Source organism: Actinosynnema sp. CA-299493 (genome assembly GCF_050946825.1).
Taxonomy (GTDB): Bacteria; Actinomycetota; Actinomycetes; order Mycobacteriales; family Pseudonocardiaceae; genus Actinosynnema.
In genome coordinates this window covers 3,842,787-3,861,288 of record NZ_CP191993.1, presented here as the reverse complement: position 1 = coordinate 3,861,288, position 18,502 = coordinate 3,842,787, and the positions used below count along the sequence as shown (strand labels likewise).

Annotated in this window: 8 protein-coding genes; all 8 read right to left on the bottom strand. The window is 73.7% G+C overall.

Going from position 1 to position 18,502, the window contains the following annotated elements; all coding sequences use genetic code 11:
• Positions 1-363 precede the first annotated feature (363 nt).
• Entirely contained in the window at positions 364-1,812 is a 1,449-nt protein-coding gene (locus ACQPYE_RS17150; protein ID WP_498722321.1) for a hypothetical protein, read from the bottom strand.
• 10 nt (positions 1,813-1,822) lie between these two features.
• Positions 1,823-2,236 (bottom strand): YbaB/EbfC family nucleoid-associated protein, encoded by a 414-nt coding sequence (locus tag ACQPYE_RS17145; protein ID WP_498722320.1) that lies wholly within the window; start codon positions 2,234-2,236, stop codon positions 1,823-1,825.
• A 92-nt stretch (positions 2,237-2,328) separates the two neighbouring features.
• Positions 2,329-5,643, bottom strand: coding sequence for a right-handed parallel beta-helix repeat-containing protein (locus ACQPYE_RS17140; protein WP_498722319.1), 3,315 nt, complete (start codon positions 5,641-5,643; stop codon positions 2,329-2,331).
• A gap of 27 nt (positions 5,644-5,670) precedes the next feature.
• On the bottom strand, positions 5,671-8,442 hold the full coding sequence (locus tag ACQPYE_RS17135; RefSeq protein ID WP_498722318.1) for a hypothetical protein: 2,772 nt from the start codon (positions 8,440-8,442) through the stop codon (positions 5,671-5,673).
• Position 8,443: 1 nt separating this feature from the next.
• The gene (gene eccB / locus ACQPYE_RS17130; protein WP_498722317.1) at positions 8,444-9,796 is read right to left on the bottom strand and encodes a type VII secretion protein EccB; all 1,353 of its coding nucleotides are present in this window, start codon (positions 9,794-9,796) and stop codon (positions 8,444-8,446) included.
• Positions 9,797-9,802: 6 nt separating this feature from the next.
• On the bottom strand, positions 9,803-11,188 hold the full coding sequence (gene eccD, locus ACQPYE_RS17125) for a type VII secretion integral membrane protein EccD (RefSeq protein ID WP_498722316.1): 1,386 nt from the start codon (positions 11,186-11,188) through the stop codon (positions 9,803-9,805).
• Complete coding sequence (gene eccCa, locus ACQPYE_RS17120; RefSeq protein WP_498722315.1) at positions 11,185-15,174, bottom strand: type VII secretion protein EccCa; 3,990 nt, start codon at positions 15,172-15,174, stop codon at positions 11,185-11,187. Before eccCa ends, eccD begins: the two co-directional genes overlap by 4 nt.
• Positions 15,171-18,431: a hypothetical protein gene (locus ACQPYE_RS17115; protein ID WP_498722314.1), complete on the bottom strand. Its 3,261-nt coding sequence runs from the start codon at positions 18,429-18,431 to the stop codon at positions 15,171-15,173. Before ACQPYE_RS17115 ends, eccCa begins: the two co-directional genes overlap by 4 nt.
• Between the last annotated feature and the right edge of the window lie 71 nt (positions 18,432-18,502).

The window sequence follows — 18,502 nt, the reverse complement described above, 5'->3', positions numbered from 1 at the left end:
CACCGAATCAACCCCACCCACAAAACCCCGAAAACCCCGCCCCACAACCCCACCCACACCACCATCCACAAAACCCACAGCACCCGAACCCGCCCCACCCAACCCCGCCACCACCCCCGCCAACCGCACCCACTCACCCGACAACACAAACGCAGCCCGAGAATCCACCTCAGGCAACAACTGCCCCGCCAACAACACCACCAACGCATTAGTGCCATCACTCGCAACCAAATCAACAGGCACTGCGTTTTCCTTGTCGGGAGGTTCGGTCCGCGGGGATCACGGGAGGGCATGACGTCCGTGGGCGCCGCGGTGCGGAACCGCGGCGCCCACGGACGACGGACTCACATCTCCAGCACGTGCCTAGTCCCGCCGAGGCGGGTTCTGCGACGAGACCGGCTGGACGGGGGACATCGGCTCACCGGCACGCCCACCGGGGGGCGTCAGGCCGTCGAGTTCTTCGCCTTCGCGGGAGAAGGGAACGCCCACCGTCGAATCCGGATCGGTGGCGTGCGACCGGGGATCGGGTGGGTCCCCGGTGAAGAGCTCCGACGCGCCCGCCGGTTTCAGCACGTTCTCCTCGGGGACTTCCGTGTAGATCGGCGGACCCTCAAGGCTGGGGATGGGTGGGGACATCGGCACGCCGGGGATGTCACCGTCACCGTAGGTGTGGGCGAACTGGAGCGGCACGGTTTCCGGGTGCTTGAGCGCCGGCAGCATCGGACCGCTGATCGCCTCGTCCAGGGTGTGGTCCCCGTAGGGCTGGAAGAAGCCCCTGGGCTGTCCGTCGGCGTCGGTGAGCACCACCCGGTCGCCGGTGTCCGGCACCTCGGCGCCCAAGGGCGCGAGCACGCCGATCGTCTCCCCGTCGGCGTTCCTCAACTCCTGCGGCACCAGGGGGATCCCGATGGGCCGGTCGTCGGTCTCCACCTGCTTGTGCCGGGCATCGGGTGGTTGCACGGGGTGCACGGGTTCAGCAGCGGTGAAGGTGGGGTCGGCGACGGCCCCGCCGGTCAGCGGGGTGCCCTCGACGACCGGGTCACCGGGCGTGGTCTTCACCGCTGTCGGGCCTTCGGTGACGTACTCGCCGGTGTACGCCTCCGGGGTGTCGGACTGCGGACCCCCACCGGGCGGCGGCCCCTCACCGGCCTGGGGGTCCACGTGCTTCTGCTCGCCCCCGGGGGGTTGCACGGGTTGGACCGAGGTGAAGGTCGGGTCGGCGACGGCCCCGCCGGTCAGCGGCGTGCCCTCGACGACCGGATCACCGGGCGTGGTCTTCACCGCTGTCGGGCCTTCGGTGACGTACTCGCCGGTGTACGCCTCCGGGGTGTCGGACTGCGGACCCCCACCGGGCGGCGGCTGCACGTGCTTCTGCTGCGGCGGCGGTCCGAACTCCGGCACGCCCTGCGCGAGCAGGATGTTGTTCTCCTCGGTCTGCTCGTGCGCCTTGGCGAGCAGTCCCAACTGGTCGCCGAGGCCTCGGAACAGTTCCTCGATCATCGTGAAGGCGGTGCTCAACCCCACGATCGCCTTGGTGTACCCCGGCTCGAACTCCCTCCAGGACGGATCGGTCTTTTCCCTCTTGAGGGGTTTTTTGTACTTCAAGTTGTCGATTTGCTTGCCCACCACCCTGAACCGGTCGGCGGTGCCGTGGATGAGCCCCGCTGCCGTCTTCAGGTTGTCCGTGTCGACGGTCATGGGCTCGCCGCTGCCCGGTGGCGGGGTGTCGAGCGGCTTGGTCACGGGCGGTGGCGCCTGGCCCCCGTACCCGCCCGACCCCCCGCCCGGTGGGTTGCCCCTCGGTCCCGTCATGGCAGCCTCCTCAGCCGTCGGTGCGCATCGCGGCGCGCAGTGATTCGGGGAGTCCGGACTCCGGCATGACGAACGACTCGAGGTCCATCTCGCCGGAGAACATCGCCTTGGCGTCCATGCCGGGCGGCAGTTGCGGCGCGATCAGCTCGGCGGCCTCGGTGGCGGCCTTGCGCTGCGCTTCGGTGATGGTGGACACCAGGGCTGCCGACAGTTCCGCGGGTGGCATCCGCTTGTAGGCGGCGGTGGGGAACTTGACGTCGATGACGAGACCGCCGTGCCCGACGGTCACCGCCACCACGTTGCGGGGCGCGGTCGCGGTGGCGCGGATCTCCCGCAGCTTGCGCTGCGTCTCCACCAGTGCGCGTTGTTGTTCCTGGAACTGCGCGAGCAACTGATCGAGCTGTTCGGTGTGCGGAGTGGACACGGTGACCTCCTGGTCAACAGTGGCTCGGGCGGGGAAGGGGGTTCAACCGCGATGGGAGTGGTCGGCCCGATGGAGAACGGCGGGTTGCCCGATCAGCCCACCGCGGCCAGGCCCCCGGAGGCCGGGGACCTCAGGTCGGCGGCGGTGAGGGTGCGCGAGGCGGCCGTGGCGGCGAGGTGGTCGGCGAGCCGGTGGGCGCCCCTGGCCGTGCGGTCGCCCGAGCCCTCCAACCGGGCGCGCAGCGCGGCCACCGCGTCGTCGGGCACCTCGTGGCCGTGTCGGGCCAGGTGCCGCACGGCCATCCGCACCAGGTCGTCCACCCGGTGCTCGGTGAACTGCCACGCCTCGGCGAAGCCCTCGGACAGCCCCTGGTTCAGCGCCAGCAGCGCGCGCACCGCGGTCCGCTCCCCCAGCAGCAGCACGACGACGTCGTTCGCGTCCCGGCGCATCGCGTCGGCCAGCGCTTCGGCGGCCTCGGCGCGCAGTTCCGGCGCGTCGGTGGGCCAGCCGGTGTCGGCGTCGAGCACGAGGACCCCGCCGGCGGCGTCCGCGAACGCCCGGCCGACCAGACTGCCGGCCTGACCGGGCCAGCGGGGGCACAGGTCGGGGCCGACCGCGAGGCGCACCACGTGCCCGGTGTCGACCAGGTCCAGCTCGGACAGCGCCTGGGCGTAGAGCCGGGCCACCTCGCTGCGGCCGGTGCCGCGCGGGCCGGTGAGCACCGCGCTCGCCTGCCGGGCCAGGGGCCTGCGCCGCTGCTTGAGCCCGCACAGCCGCAGCACGGCGCGGCCCAGCGCCTCGCGCACGTCGTCCACACCGTGCAGCTCGCTCACGCGCCGCCAGGAGCGGCTGGCGGCCAGCGCCGCCGTCGGGTCGACGTTCGCGTCGGGCGGTCCGGTGGACGGCGCGGCCTGGCCGAGGGCGGCGAGTTCCGGGACGAGATCGGCGTCGGTGAGCCGGTTGAACTCGGAGTCCTTGGCGGGCGGTTGGTTCGCCAGCCGGGAGGCCTGGTTGTTGACCATCGCCTCGAACAGCTTGCGGGCGACGCGGCCGTTGCCGAAGGTGTCGTTCTTGGGCACCCGGTCGAAGTAGTCGCCCAGCGCCCGCACCGCGTCGTCGGACAGCTCGTAGTAGTGCTTGCGGCACAGGTTGGCGGTGATGGTGACCAGTTCCTCGACGCTGTAGTTCGGGAACTCGACGGTGCGGGTGAAGCGGGAGGCCAGGCCGGGGTTGGAGGCGAGGAACTTCTCCATCAGCTCGGAGTAGCCCGCGACGATGACCACGATCTCGTCGCGGTGGTCCTCCATCATCTTCATCAGCGTGTCGATGGCCTCCTGGCCGAAGTCCGGGCCGCTGCCGCCCGACTGGCTCGACAGGGTGTACGCCTCGTCGATGAACAGCACCCCGCCCATCGCCTTGGTGACCACCTCGGCGGTCTTGATGGCGGTGGCACCGATGTACTGGGCGACCAGGTCGGCCCGCGCGACCTCGACCATGTGCCCGCGCGACAGGATCCCCAACTCCGCCAGCACCGAGCCGTAGAGCCGGGCCACCGTCGTCTTACCGGTGCCCGGAGGGCCCGCGAACACCAGGTGCCGGCTCATCGGCGGCATGGGCAGACCCAGCTCCTTGCGGCGCTGGCTCATCCTGATCAGGTTGATCAGGCCGATGACCTCCTGCTTCACCCCGTGCAGGCCGATCAGCCCGTCCAGCTCGGCCAGCGGACCGTCCAGGGCGACCGGCCGGCCGTCCTCGCCCTCGGCGCCGGGGAAGCCGGGCAGCCCCGTGCCACCGCCGCCCGTCGCGACCGGTTCCGGGGAGGCCACCACGCCGACGGCCACCTGCCGCTCGCCGGTGACCAGGCCGGAGACGGTGAGCCGGTCGTGCTCGACGCGCCGGTGCACGGGGGTGCCGCCGCTGCCGGTGACGGTGCAGTCGACGACCGCGGCGTTCTCCTCGGTGTCCAGCAGCACACCGTCGCCCGCGCTGCCGGTGACCTCGCTCTCGCGCACGTCCAGCCGGCCGCCGTCGTGCACGTGGACGCCGTGGCGGCGGGCGTCGCGGACCCGGCAGCGGACGGCGTGCAGCGTGCCGCCCACGACCTCCAGGCCGTCCGCGGCGGACCCGACGACCTCGCTGTCGCGCACCTCGGCTTCGGCGCCGGCTTCCACCAGCAGACCGCCGCCGCGCAGCAGCGCGGACGCCAGCGCCACCCGGGACCGGTCACCGACCCGCACCAGGTGCTCGGCCCGGCCGGCCAGCCGCAGGTCGGCGACCTCCGCGCGGGCTTCGTCGGCCAGGTCGAGGCCGACGCCGTCGCCGGCCACGACGTCGGCGTCGGTCAGCGCCAGCGCGGACCGGTCCCGGACGACCAGCACCGGACCGGACGCCGGCTCCGCGCGCAGCTCCCGGACCTCGGCGCGGGCGTCCGCGCGCACGAGCACCGCACCGTGCGTCGTGCCGCCGACCCACAGCTTGGTGAACCTGGGCGCGGCCTGCCCGTCGGCGACCACCCCGACCGGGCTGTCCTCCACCCGGCAGTCCTCGAAGCGGGGCGCGGCGGTGCCGGTGACCTGGACGGCGTTGCGCCCCGCCCCGGTGAACAGGCAGTCCTTCAGGACGGGCTGGGTGGCGCCCGCGAGGTGCGCGGACTGCACCCCCGCGCCGGTGAACCGCGACCCGGTCACGGTCACCCGGCCGGTGCTCGTCACGTACAGGTCGAGGCTCTCGCTGTCACCGACGACAAGTCCGCGGACGTCGACGGCGGCCTCGTTCTCCACCACCACGGCGGGTTTGCTCGTGCCGACGACCTCGCAGTCCTCGACCAGCGCGCGGGCACGCCCGTTGACGCAGATGCCGTTGCCGCCCGCGCGCAGCACCCGGACCCGGCGCATCACCAGCGCGCCGTCCTCGGCCACGACCACGCCCGAGGAGCCGGTGTCGGCGACCTCGCTGTCCTCGACGCTGCTCTGCGCGGACGAGGTGATCACGAGCCCGGCGCCGCCCGCGGCGGTGAGCGCGCAGCCCCGCAGCGACACCCGGCCGCCTCCCCGGGCCAGCACCGCCGCCCAGGAGGCGCTGGACACCCGGCAGCCGTCGAGCGCGACCTCGCCGCGCCGGGCGTCCAGCGCCGCGGCGTCGGGCGCCGTCCCGGTCACGACCAGGCCGGTCAGCCGCACCGCCTCGGCGTCCACCACCACGGCGCTGCCGGTGGCCGCGCGCACCTCCACGGTGCCGAGGCCCTCCTCGGCGGTGAGCGTGACCACCCTGGTGAGCACCAGGTTCTCGTCGTAGCGGCCCGGCAGCACGCTGATCATCGCCCCGTCGCGGGCGTCCGCGAGGGCGGCGCCGATGGTCGGGTACGCGTCCGACCTGTTCTGCGCCACCACCAGCAACTGTCGGTTCATCTCCTGCAACCTCTCCCGTTCGGCACGTCAGACCAGTCCCGGCAACGCCTGGAACCGGGGTGCCGAGCCCTCCGGGGTGCGCGCGACGCGCTCGGCCTTCGCCCACTTGTCCGCGGCGGTGCGCAGCGCGGTCACCGCCAGCTCGTCCAGCGACACCCGGTTGCGGTCCACCCGGCCGTTCGAGTCGACCTCGCCCGCGGCCAGTTCGCGCAGCAGCACCTGGCCGCGGGCGCCGTCGGCGGGTTCGGTGACGCCGAGCACCTTGAAGCTGGTGCCCGGCACGAACAGCACCCGGTCGGGCACGGCTCCGACGTCGGGTTCCAGCATCCGCGTGCGGCGGCCGGTCATCGACCACAGCAGCACGTCCACCTCACCCTCGTGCCGGGCGCACGGCGCGGAGAGGGCGTTGAGGAAGCCCCACTCGGTGAGGAACTTCCGGCCCCGGTACAGCTCCAGCTCGTGTTCGGTGAGCGACGCGGTGATCACCGCGATGCCCCGGTGCGAGGGGAGCCGGGTCAGCCCGGAGACCGCGCAGCGCGCGAACGGCACGTGCGGCCCCACCTGCGCCGAGCGCAGGGCGGCGTCCACGCCGTCGCCGTCCGGCGACAGGTAGAGCCGGACCGCCACCGCGTCGGTGAGCAGGTCCGACGAGCGACCGGTGGAGCCCTGGAAGCTGGGGTGCTCGGACAGCACGCGGGCGACGGAGTTCGCGACCGACGCGAACTGCTGGTTGAGCGTGCGGCGCAGCCAGGCCCGCTCCTCCTCCAGCCCGCGCTTGGGCACCACGGCGGCGGCCGACGCGGCGGGCACCGGCTGCACCCCGGTGGCGCGGATGGGCCGGGCGGTCTCGGGCGTGCCGCCGGGTTCGGTGTTGCCGACGCCGGTGCCCGTGGCGGTGGTGCTGCCGGCCGGTGCGACGGGAGCGGACGTGGCGGTGGGCACGGGTGACGCGACGGGGAGCGTGGCGGCGGGCGGCGGTGAGACCGGGGGCGCGCCGACCGGGGGTAGCGCGCCGGGTGGCGGGCTGGTGGACGGCACGACGGCCGGCCCGAGCGCCGGAGGTGGAGCGGTGACCGGAGCGGGGGCGACCGGAGCCGGATCGCCGGCCGTCGGCGCGAGCCGAGGACCGGCTGACGGGGCGAAGCCCGTGGGCGGGAGGGCCGGTGACGCGGGGACGACGGGCGCAGCGGTCGGACCGCTGTCCTCCGACAGTTCCGACAGCGCCACCCCCGGCTTGGGCCCGGGAAGGGCGGGCGACGCCGGCGGTGCGGCGTTCCCCGGTTCCGCGACCGCGGGACCGGGAAACGCGGAGCCGGGCAGCTCCGGACCCGCGGCGACGAGGAGGTGCTCCGGCGCGGAGCCGAGGTCCGCCGTCCCGAGGCGTTGCCCGATGCCCGACTGCCGGACCGCCTCCCCGTCCGGCGCGCGCTCCGGCGACGTCCGCGGGTCGGCGGAGGTCTGCGGATCCGGTGCCGCCTGGGCATCGGAGTGGTTCTCGACGTCCTGGTCCAGTCCGGCGTGCGCACGACCGCGACCCGCGGCGCGCACCGGGGCCTGCCCCCGCACGGGGACGAGGTCGCTCAGGTAGCGCGTCGTCGGGTCCAGGCGGGCGACCAGGTCCTCGGCCAGCAGCCGCATCCGCGCCTCGACGGCCTCGCTCGTCGCGTCGAACAGCATCAGGTGGCGCTCGGGGTCCAGCGGCGTGGCGCGCACGGACTGGGCGTGCGGCGGTTCCTCCGACGGGCGCACCCAGAGCCCGGCCTGCACGACCTCCACGACCGCGTCCGGCGCGTACCAGTAGACGGCGGGCCCGACTTCGGACACCCCCGCGACCGGCGGGCGGTGGCTGACCAGCCGGGGCAGCGCGGTCCCGTCGCCCGAACCCGGCGAGTACCCGAGCTCGCGCGCGTTGCTGCGCCAGCCCAGGACGCCGTTGGGGCGGATGGTGTAGACGTCGGGGTCGACGACCGCGCCGACGGGCAGGCCGGTGTACCAGACCAGGTCCTCGCCGATGAAGTCGGCGAGGGCCTGCGCGGAGGAGTCGCCGTCCGCGTCGGAGAGCCTGCCGTAGCGCAGCAGCCGGGTCTTCACCCGGACCGACTTGGGCAGTCCGGTCCAGAAGCGGGCGACGTCGTCGAACGAGATCGCCGGGGCGTCGGGGCACCCGAGCACCAGGGTCAGCACATCGGCCTGGCACGGCAGGTTCTCGTGGAGCCTGGTGCGGTGCGCCCGCACCTTGCCCTCGTCGCCCGTCGGGCGGATCCAGATACCTCCGCTCACCGGTTCGGCGATGCCGATGGCGCTGGTGGCGGACGCCTCGGCCAGGTCCTCGGACTCCCAGTCGGGTTTGGGGAACCTCTTGGAGTCCCAACGGGGCGCCTTGCCGGGCTGGAACCTGATCCACCCGGTGCGGCGGCCGTCGTCGACGAACAGCGACCCGCCGACGCCCGGCACGATCACCCCGTCGGGCGCGACGACCGGGCGGTTGAGGCGTTCGGCGAGCCACTGCCCCGCCAGCGCGGTGGTCTCGCGCGACCGACCGCCGATGACGATGCGCACGCCGCGCCGGGGTCTGGGCATCAGGTCGGCCACCGACTCCCACGCCGCGATCGGGCTGCCGGTGGGCAGGTCGACCACGACGAGGTCGTACTGGGGGTCGGCGGCCACGTCGAGGGCCAGGTTGCGCGCCTCGGCGGTCAACTGGTCGCGCGGGTGGACCACGAGGGCGTTGCCGATCATCCGGCTGGTCATCTCCACACCGCCGCCGGATTCGGCGCGGCGTCCCACTACCCGGGTCATGTCAGCTCCGTCCCTTCTCCACCACACCGACCGCGGCGCTGGAGAGCGTCGGGCCGCTGGGCACCGAGGCGAGCACGCCGTCGGGCACGGGGACCGGCGGCACGCCGCCGAACCCCAGCGCCGCCACGGAGGCGTCGTCGGGCAACGAGTACTTCACGCCCTGATCGGTGATCAGGTAGCGGTCGGGCGTGCGCCCCTGAGCCACGGGCACGGCGGCGGCCAGCAGGCCGGCGGCAGGCTTGAGCAGCGCCGCGGTGCGGGCGGTGGCGGGTGGCGCCTGTTCGGGGTCCGCGGTCACCAGGCGACTGTCCACGCGGGTTCCGTCGGGCTGCTGGCGCAGGCACACGGCGCGTTCCGGGCCCGACCGCTCGACCAGCGGCGCGGTGCCGACGAGGTCGGGCAGGCGGTCGACGAGCGAGGTGTCCGGGGAGTGCGGCGCGGCGGCGAGCGCGCCGGTGTCCAACGGCTCGGCCGGGCGGCCGAACCTGGCCTGCACCAGGGCCGCCTCGGTGCGCGACAGCGGCGCGAGGCCGTCGGCTCGCAGCACGAAGTGGCGGGTGCCGCCGCCGGGCGCGGCCTGCTCGAACAAGTCGCCCACCCGGCGCCGGGCACCGCCGACCTCGGGGCCGGGGCGGCCGTCGTCGGGGATCACGGCGGCGGCGATCACCGGTCCTTCGGGCACCACGTCCAGCCACGCGGTGGGCGCGGTGCGCGGTGGTCCCGCTTCCAGGCCCAGCGCGACGGGGACGGTGTCGTCGGCCAGCCGGTGCTTGCGGTCGCGCCACACGAGGTACTGCTCGCCGGTCTCGGTGGCGACCCACAGGTGCCGGTCGTCCCCGGCGTCGGCGGACGGCGTGCCGGGCAACAGGTTCCAGCCCATCCCACCGCCGGAACGGGCCAGGCACAGCAGCCACGGCCCGCCGGCGAGCGCGTCACGGGCGGGCACCGCGTCGGGCGCTCCGGGGATGCCGATCTCCGGACCTCTGGGCAGGCCGACCAGCGACGCGCGCTTGATGGTCTCCACGCGTGCGCTCGCCCCGACCAGCAGCAGGGCCGAGGCGTGGTTGGACACCGGCAGGAGAACACCGTCGCGGTGCACGTAGAGCGCACCGGTCTCCTCCTCCACGAGCACGGCGCCGGGCTTGCGCCACGCCTGCGACCCGCCCGGCTTGATCAGGCCGTAGACGCCGAACCCGACGCCGATCAACAGCGCCAGCACCACACCCATGACCAGCCCGAACAGCGCCCGCCTGGCGGGCGGCTCACCGTGGCTGGTGTCCCCGAGCAGCAGCGCGGAACTCATCCGCCCGACCATCGTCTGGTAGGCGTGCAGGTGGTCGCGTTGGGTCTGCACGGCGGCTCACCCGGCCAATCCGCGAGCCCAGGCGTACACGTGCAGGACCTGCAGCAGCACCGGCACGACCGCGATGCCCGCGCAGATCTCCAGCACGTTGGCCAGGTGCGCCCACAGGGGCAGGGCGCGGCGGTGCAGCGGGCGCAGCGCCGCCGCCACGAGCAGCCCCGCCACGCCCAGCAGGCCCACCAGGGAGGTGATCCGCCACACCACGTCGAGCGGCGCGAGCAGGACGATGACCTGGAGCACCCCGCCCCACGCGCCCGCGGCGGCCAGGGCGGTGCGCTGCACGACGTTGCGGAACTCCCGGGCGCGCAGCAGCACCAGTGAGGTGAGCAGGCCGGCCAGCACGTGCCGCGCCCAGTCGCCCCCGTCGAGCAGGACGGGCACGACCGCCGCGATCACCAGGGCCGTGCCGACGGCGAGCATGGTGAGGTAGTGGTCGGCCTGCCGGGTGCGCGCGCCCAGGTCGGCCGCGGGCTCCGGTTCGACGTCGATCTGGAGTTCGTCGGCGGTGCGCGGCAGCTGCGGTCCGCGCAGCCGGGCGGCCCGGGTCGCGATCTTGGGCGTGAACAGGGTGATCAGGAAGAACGCGGCACCGAGCACGGCGGCGGTCTGCGCCCCGTCCAGCTCCAGGCCCAGGTGCAGCCAGCCGGCGAGCAGGGCGCCGGCGCCCGCGACGACGACCACGCCGAAGGGCACCACCGGCAGGTCGCGCACCACGAGCCGTTGCAGGGCCAGGGGCAGCACCGAGCAGGCGACCGCGGCGACGGCGCCGACCAGCGCACCGACCGGGGTGGGCGCGCCGCCGTCGGCCAGCCCGGTCAGGCCGGCGAGCCAGGCGAACCCGCAGCCCGTGACACCGACGACGGCCGCCAGCGGGCGGTCGCCCTTGGTCTTGGCCACCACCAGCGAGGCGACGGTCAGCAGCACCGCCAGCACGGCGGCGGCGGGCGCGAGCGCGGCGCGGTCGGGTGCGACGACCAGCGCCGCGCCCGCGGTGGACAACACCACTGCGGCCAGGGTGAGGAACAGCCTGCGGTTGGCTGTGTCGGTCCACCGGTCGCCCTGCCGGCCGATCACGGTGGCCATCCCCTCGGCCACGTCGTCGAAGTCCAGTTCCGGCAGCGGGTCCTGCGCGGGCACCAGGTGGAACTGGTCGCCGTCGAGCCAGTCCAGCGTCTCCGGCGTGCCGTCCGGGTCGAGCGGGGCCTCCCCCACGCGCTGCAGCACCCACGAGCCGTAGTCGGTGTTCCGCTCGTCCTCGGGGACGACGTGCCGCACCAGCATCGGGATCAGGTCGACCACGGTGGTCGCCACGGGCACGGCCAGGTCGGCACGCCCCCCGGGCCCGGTCACGGTGACGCGGCACAGCGCCGCCCCGGCGGTCACGACCGGTCCCCGGCGAACTGGGGCACGGGCACGAAACCGGTCTGCACGAGCCGGATGCCGCGGCGGGTGACGAGCTGGGCCCGGCCGGGCGGCAACGTGCGCGGCGCGGCCTCGCCGAGGAACTTGCCCTCCTCCTTGGGGTAGGAGAACAGCAGGGCGGGGGTGCCCAGTTCCCAGAGCCTGCGCAGGACGGGGTCCATCATGCCTCTCAGGGCGTTGGCACTGCTGCGGGCGACGACCAGGTGGAAACCGATGTGCACGCCCTGGGCGAGCATCGGCAGCAGCGCGTCCAGCGGCGTCCCGGCGCCCAGGCCCGCACCCATCAGCTCGTAGTCGTCGACCACGACGAACAGCTGGGGCCCGTCCCACCAGTCGCGCCGGCGCAGCCGCTCGGAGGAGATGTCGGCGCCGGGGATGCGCTTGTGCAGCGACACCGCGGCCTTGTTCGCCAGGTCGGCCAGCGCGTCCACACCGACGGCGTGCCCGATGAGGTAGTCGTCGGGCACGATCCCGTCGAGGTCGCGCTGCGCGTCGCCCAGCACCACCTTGGCCTGGTCGGGCCGGTAGCCCTGCACGACCGAGCGCAGCACCAGGCGCAGGGCGTTGGTCTTGCCGGTCTCCGCGTCGCCCATCGCGATGAGGTGCGGCACGACCGAGAAGTCGTGCCACACCGGGGCGAGCCGCTGCTCGTCCTGCCCCAGGCAGATCCGCAGGTCGCCCTCCGGTGCGGGCAGGTCGACCACCGGCAGCTTCATCGGCAGCAGCCGCACGCCGGGCGCGCTGCGGCCGGGCCAGAACGTGCGCACCTCCTCGGCGATGCCCTTGGTGACCGCGGTCAGGTCGTCGGTGTCCGAACTGCCGTCCAGGCGGGGCAGCGCGGCGAGGAAGTGGAAGCCGGAGCTGGTGAGGCCGCGACCGGGCTGGTTGGGAACGGTGGCGGCCTTGCGGCCCTGCACCTCCGACTCCATCGAATCGCCCAGCCTCAGCTCGAACCGGGTGCCCAGCACGTCGCGCAGCCACGGGCGGATCTCCGACCAGCGGGTGGAGCTGACCACGAGGTGGATGCCGAAGGACAGGCCGCGGGCAGCGATCTCGGTGAGGCTGCTCTCCAGGTCGCCGTAGTCCTGGCGGAGGGTGAACCAGCCGTCGATGACGAGGAACACGTCGCCGTGGGGGTCGTCGATCCGCCCGGTGCGGCGGGCCTCGCGGTAGGCGTTCATCGACTCGAAGCCGCGCTCGGCGAACGCCTGCTCGCGCCGCTCCATGACCTGGGTGACCTCCTGCACGGTGCGGTTGACCCGGTCACGCTCCATGCGGGTGGCGATCGAGCCGACGTGCGGCAGACCGCTGATCGACATCAGGCCGCCACCGCCGAAGTCCAGCGCGTAGAACTGGACCTCCTGCGGGGTGTGGGTGACCGCGAGCGCCAGGACGAGGGTGCGCAGCAGCGTGGACTTGCCGGTCTGCGGGGCGCCCACGACGCCGACGTGGCCGTCCGAACCGGACAGGTCGGCGGCCAGCAGTTCGCGCACCTGCTCGTAGGGGCGGTCCACCACGCCGACGGGGATGCGCAGCCGGCCGCGCACCGCCGGGTCCAGCACGCTCATCCCCAGTTCGGGGTCGGGCAGCACGCTGGGCAGCAAGGTGTCCAGGCTGGGCGCCTGGGCCAACGGGGGCAACCACACCTGGCGCGCGGCGGGCCCGGCCCCGGCCAACCGGTCGATGAGCACCTCGGCCAGGCTGGGCGCGTCCTCGGCGACCTCGGGCTTCTTCGGCGTGGCCTCGACCTCCTCCCCGACGGTCGTGGGCACGTGCAGCAGCGGGTGGACGTGGGTGTGGAAGGGGACCACGTCGTCGGGCGGGGCGACGTCGGCGACCGGCGTGCCGTCGGGGGCCGCGACGGCGGTGGGCCCGGAGACGTAGGCGCTCTTGAACCGCACGAGGGTGGTGGTGTCGACCTTGAGGTAGCCGTTGCCGGGCGCGGAGGGCAGCTCGTAGGCGTCACCCACGCCGATGACGCTGCGCGACTCCATCGAGGAGAACGTGCGCAGCGCGATCCGGTAGGACAGGTGGCCCTCGACGCGGTGGATGCGGCCCTCGTCCAGCCTCTGGGAGGCCAGCAGCAGGTGCACGCCGAGGCTGCGGCCCAGGCGGCCGATGGAGACGAACAGCTCCATGAACTCGGGCTTGCTGCCCAGCAGTTCGCTGAACTCGTCCACCACGACCAGCAGCGTCGGCAGCGGCGGCAGCGGGCTGCCCGCCAAGCGCGCCTTCTCGTACTCGAACAGCGAGGCGTGGCCGCTCTCGCGCAGCAGCTCCTGGCGACGGATCATCTCGCCGTTGAGGGAGTCCTGCATCCGGTCGACCAGGGGCAGCTCGTCGGCCAGGTTGGTGATCATGGCCGAGGTGTGGGGCAGCTTGTCCATGCCCAGGAACGTCGCGCCGCCCTTGAAGTCGACCAGCACCAGGTTGAGCACTTCCGAGGAGTGCGTGGCCACCAACGCGCACACCAGGGTGCGCAGCAGCTCGCTCTTGCCGGAGCCGGTCGCGCCGATCAACATGCCGTGCGGGCCCATGCCGCCCTGCGCCGACTCCTTCAGGTCCAGTTCGACGACCTCGCCGTCCTCGGTGACACCGATCGGCACCTGCAACCGCGCGCGCTGCGGGGTCTTGAGCCGCCACTGGGCGGCCACGTCGAAGGTGTGCGGATCGCGGACGCCCAACAGGGTCGTGAGCTCGAAGTCGGACTCGAAGGGCCGTTCGACCACGTCCACGGTGCCGCTGGTGCGCTTGGGCGCGATCAGCCGGGCCAGCGACTCGGCACGCGCCGCGCTGAGGGTGTCGGCCGTCGCGGAGCCCGACCCGTCGCCCACCGCGAACTCGACCCGCCCGTCCTGGCAGGTCAGGCGCAGCACCTTGGCCCCACCGGGCATCACGCCGGTGATGTCGAGCAGCACGGTGTTGCGCAGGCCGCCGCCGAACAGGGGCGAGGAGTCGGGGATGTGGGCCAAGTGGGCGACGACGACCACGAACGGCTCGGTGACGCTCGGGAACGCGGACTTGTCGTGCTCCCCCCGCCCGGTGACCTCCGGGCCGAGCACGGCCATCAGCTCGTCGTGGTCGCAGGCCACCACGGGCAGCGGGCCGCTGGCGTCGTGGGTGGTCGCGTGGGCGTTGTGCGGCAACCACTTCACCCAGTCCCACACCGCCCGGTCCGCCTCGCCGGTGAGCACCGCGACGCGCAGCTCGTCCGGTGCGTGGAAGGTCGTGAGCTGGCCGAGCAAGGCCCGCACCAGACCGACCGCGGCGACCGGGTCGCCGGCGAACTCCACGCTGGTGAAGCTGCGCAGCCCCACCGAGATCGGGATGCCGCCCACCGTGCGGTAGGTCTCGCCGAAGCGCCGCAACGAGATCGCCGACAGCGGCTCCAGGTCTTCGATCGGCTTGGTCGTGGGCGGGGTGAACTCCATCGCCGCGTGCTGCGTGCCCAGGCCGATGCGCACGCGGGCGAAGTCGTCGTGGCTGCCGCGCCGCTCCCAGAGGCGAGGTCCGGAGGCGATCGACCACAGCCAGGAAGGGTCCGGGTTGTTCCACGCCACGGCGGCGCGCTGGGTGTCGGCGGTCTTGCGGGCGCGGGTGCGCAGCTGGTCGATGTAGCGCAGGTAGTCGCGGCGCTCGGAGTTGAGCTTGCGCTTGCGCTCCGCGCCGGCCCGGCCGAGCTGGCTCAGGCCCATCGTGACCATGGCGATGCCCATCGCGCCGCCCATCACGTAGACGAGCGGGGACCCACCACCACCCGTGCCCGCCGAGGAGAACACCAGGATCATCGCGATCGGGCCGATCGCCATCGGGATGAACATCAGCACGGAGCTGAAGTCCCGTGCCGCCGGTTCCGGCATCACCGGCGGTTCCTGGAGCTCTTCCTGCCCCTCGGGCAGTTCGGGGCCCGCCGTGCGGGGTCTCCGCTTGACCGTAGTGGTGCTCATTCGATGACCCCGGGCGCCCTGGACGCCGGTGTGCCCCACGCCCGCTCGTCCTGCTTGAGCAAGTCGATCGCGGCGCGCTCCGGTTCCTCGCCGTCTTCCTCGCCCTCGTCCTCGACCACGTCGGGCTCCTCGGGCGGCTCCTGCTCACCGGCCATCGGCACGTCGTCGGTGGGGAAGTAGGGACGCGGGATGGAGTGGCCCCCGTCGGACCGCACGACGTGCTGCGGCACCGGGCGGACGGCGGTGGTGGAGGAGTGCTGCCAGGGCGCGCTGTCGCGCAGCGCGTAGTCCGGGGTGAACTCCGCGTCCGCCTCCCCGTCCTGCTCGGCGGACTTGGAGGAGAGCCACAGCAACCCACCCGCGCCGGCCGTGCCCCAGGCGCTGGTGTCCTCGTCGCCGTCGACCGTGACGACGGGAACCACGTCCTCCGGCTCCTCGGGCACGAGGCCGGTCGCAACGGTGGCCGACGGTGGCTCCTGACCGGTCAGGAGCACCCCACCGGGCAGGAGCGCCTCTTCCTTGCGGGCACCGGTCCCGGCACCCTCGCCGCCCGCGCGGCCCGACGGAGGGCCGGGCTGCGCGGGCGGTTGCGCGGCCGGCGGCTGGGCACCCGTCGGCGGGGCGGACGGCTGGGCCGCGGGTGGTTGCGCGGCGGTCGGCGGGACGGGCAGCGGGACGACCGGCGGCACGACCACAGGGGACGCCGCGGAGGGAGGCGCCGGCGCCGCGACGGCGACCGGTGGCGGAACAGCCTGCGGCGCAACCGTTCCGGGCGGTCCCGAGACCTCCGGGGGCAGGCTCGGACCGGCGCCGACCGGGGCCGTCGGCTCCGCGACGGGCGTCGTGACCGGATCGGCACTCGGCGTGGTCACCGGGTCCGGCGGGGTCGCGGCCCACTCCTGCGGCGCGACCGGCGGCATTACCGCCTGGTCCTGCGGGTCCTCCCCGCTCGGCAGGTCGACGCCCGCCCAGGGGGTGGTTTCGCCGAGGATGAGGCCCGACGCGTCGGAGCGATCCGTCGAAGCCGGCTGCGGCGGCGACATCGGCGACACCGGAGGCATCATCGGCGGCACACCACCAGCCGGAACCTGCTGCTGAAGAGCAGCCCACTCCTCCGACGCGACCGGCGGAACCTCCGCCGACCCCGCCGGATCACCGACACCGGGCACACCGGCGCCCTCCCATGGAGCGGCCTCGCCACCGATCAGACCCGACGCGTCGGACCGATCCGTCGAAGCCGGCTGCGGCGGCGACATCGGCGACACCGGAGGCATCATCGGCGGCACACCACCAGCCGGAACCTGCTGCTGAGGAGCAGCCCACTCCTCCGACGCGACCGGCGGAACCTCCGCCAGCCCCACCGGATCGCCCACGTCCGGCAGGTCGGCGCCCTCCCACGGAGCGGCCTCGCCACCGATCAGACCTGAGGCGTCGGACCGATCCGTCGAAGCCGCTTGCGGCGGCGACATCGGAGACATCGGCGGCATCATCGGGGGCACACCGGCACCCGCGCCCAGTCCCGTGCCGACCGCACCCGGCTGGGGCGCGGCCCAGTCCTCCGGCGTGACCGGCGGAACCTCCGCCAGCCCCACCGGATCACCGACACCGGGCACACCGGCGCCCTCCCACGGAGCGGCCTCGCCACCGATCAGACCTGAGGCGTCGGACCGATCCGTCGAAGCCGGCTGCGGCGGCGACATCGGAGACATCGGCGGCATCATCGGGGGCACACCGGCACCACTGGGGTTCGGCGCCGAGAGAGCCGGTGGCACGCCGGTCTCCCAGTCGTCCGGCGTGCCGAGCCCGGGTGGGGCCAGGGGGTCGAACTCGTCGAGCGCGGGGGGGTTGGCGCCGCCCAGTCCCGGCGGCGTCGCACCACCGCCGGCGGGCGCGCCGGGTTTGAACGGCGTGGGCTGGGGGACGTTGCCCACGCCGGGCATGGGACCGCCGGTGACCGGGTTGATCATCGGCGGGACGACGCCGGGCAGCCCACCCGATGGTCCGCCGGGGGCGTTCGGGTCGAACGCGTCGAGACCGGGGGCGTTCGGGTCGAAGGCGTTCAGGCCCGGGGCGTTCGGGTCGAAGGCGTTCAGGCCCGGGGCGTTCGGGTCGAAGGCGTCGGGGTTCGGCAGCGGGAGTCCGTCCGGTCCGACGATCTCCGGGCTGTCCAGGCCGGGCAGTCCACCGGTCCCGGGGGGATTGCCCGGATCGAAGGCTCCCACCCCGGGAGGCGGCGGGGTCTCGAACTGCTTGTTCTCGAGCGGCGGCGGTTCGAACCCCTCGGGACCGCCCAGGTCCGGGCCGTCGATGCTCGGCGGGTTGGGCACCGGCGGGGGGACGGAGACCGGCGGGGGTTGGGACGGCGGCGGTCCCGCCGCCGGCGGCGGGGGGAACGGCGGGAACTCGAACGGGGGTGGCTTGGGGTACGGCGGCAGTTCGGTGTTCGGTCCGTTGCTGTTCGGTCCGTTGCCGCTCTGCGGCATGGTGACCACGTCCGGCTTGACCTTGATGTCCACGTGCTCGTACTGGCCGGCCAGCGTCTTGAGCACGACGCGCATGTCGTTGGACATCATCTCGACGACCTGCTTGTTCCAGTTGATCCAGATGTTGCCGTTGCTCATCCGGTACCGGATGCTGGTCTGCGCGCCGTTGGGGTCGATGATCGGCTGACCGGTCCGGGGGTCGACCTGCGTCTCGGCGCCGTCGTACGCGTTGGCGATGCGCACGATCTCGGCGGCGTAGTGGCGGTTGATCTCCCAGACGGTCCGCCGGGCCCATTCGAGGTAGTTGCCCGCGTCCCAGAGCTGTGCCGGCGCCGACCTCGATCCGGTGATGCCACCGGCGATCTGGTCGGCGGCGTTGGCGAAGGACTCGATGAACGGCTTCATCACGGTGCGGAACGCCTCGGACGCCGGGCCGCGCCAGGCGCCGTCCTCACCGGTGAGCGCCGTGACCTGCTGTTCGAGGCTGAGGGCGACCATCGACAGGGCTTCCTGGACCCACCGCAGGTTGGTCGCGGCCTGCCAGAGCGACGCCGGGTCGGACACACCCCTCGCCCGAGCGTCGACCGCCGCCTGGTCGATCGGCTGGCCGTTGGCGTGGCGCTTGCCGACCGCGGCGTTGCCGGTGATCACGGCCTGGATGGACTTCCAGTCCATGGTGTCGTAGTCGGCTCTGCTGCCCCCATCGCCGGTCGGGTACACCGCGCCGTTCTTGTCGGTCTTGGTGGTGTTCGACTCGTCGCTGGGTTGAGTCATTCCCGGTCGCCTTCAGCTCGTCGTGCGTGGTCGGTTCGTCGTGGTCGGTTCGTCGTGGTCGGTTCGTCGTG

What these genes read in the sequence shown, in the direction of transcription:
- ACQPYE_RS17150 (WP_498722321.1), bottom strand. Translation starts at nt 1,812, where the DNA reads ATGACGGGACCGAGGGGCAACCCACCGGGCGGGGGGTCGGGCGGGTAC.
- ACQPYE_RS17140 (WP_498722319.1), bottom strand. Translation starts at nt 5,643, where the DNA reads ATGAACCGACAGTTGCTGGTGGTGGCGCAGAACAGGTCGGACGCGTAC.
- ACQPYE_RS17135 (WP_498722318.1), bottom strand. Translation starts at nt 8,442, where the DNA reads ATGACCCGGGTAGTGGGACGCCGCGCCGAATCCGGCGGCGGTGTGGAG.
- eccCa (WP_498722315.1), bottom strand. Translation starts at nt 15,174, where the DNA reads ATGAGCACCACTACGGTCAAGCGGAGACCCCGCACGGCGGGCCCCGAA.
- ACQPYE_RS17115 (WP_498722314.1), bottom strand. Translation starts at nt 18,431, where the DNA reads ATGACTCAACCCAGCGACGAGTCGAACACCACCAAGACCGACAAGAAC.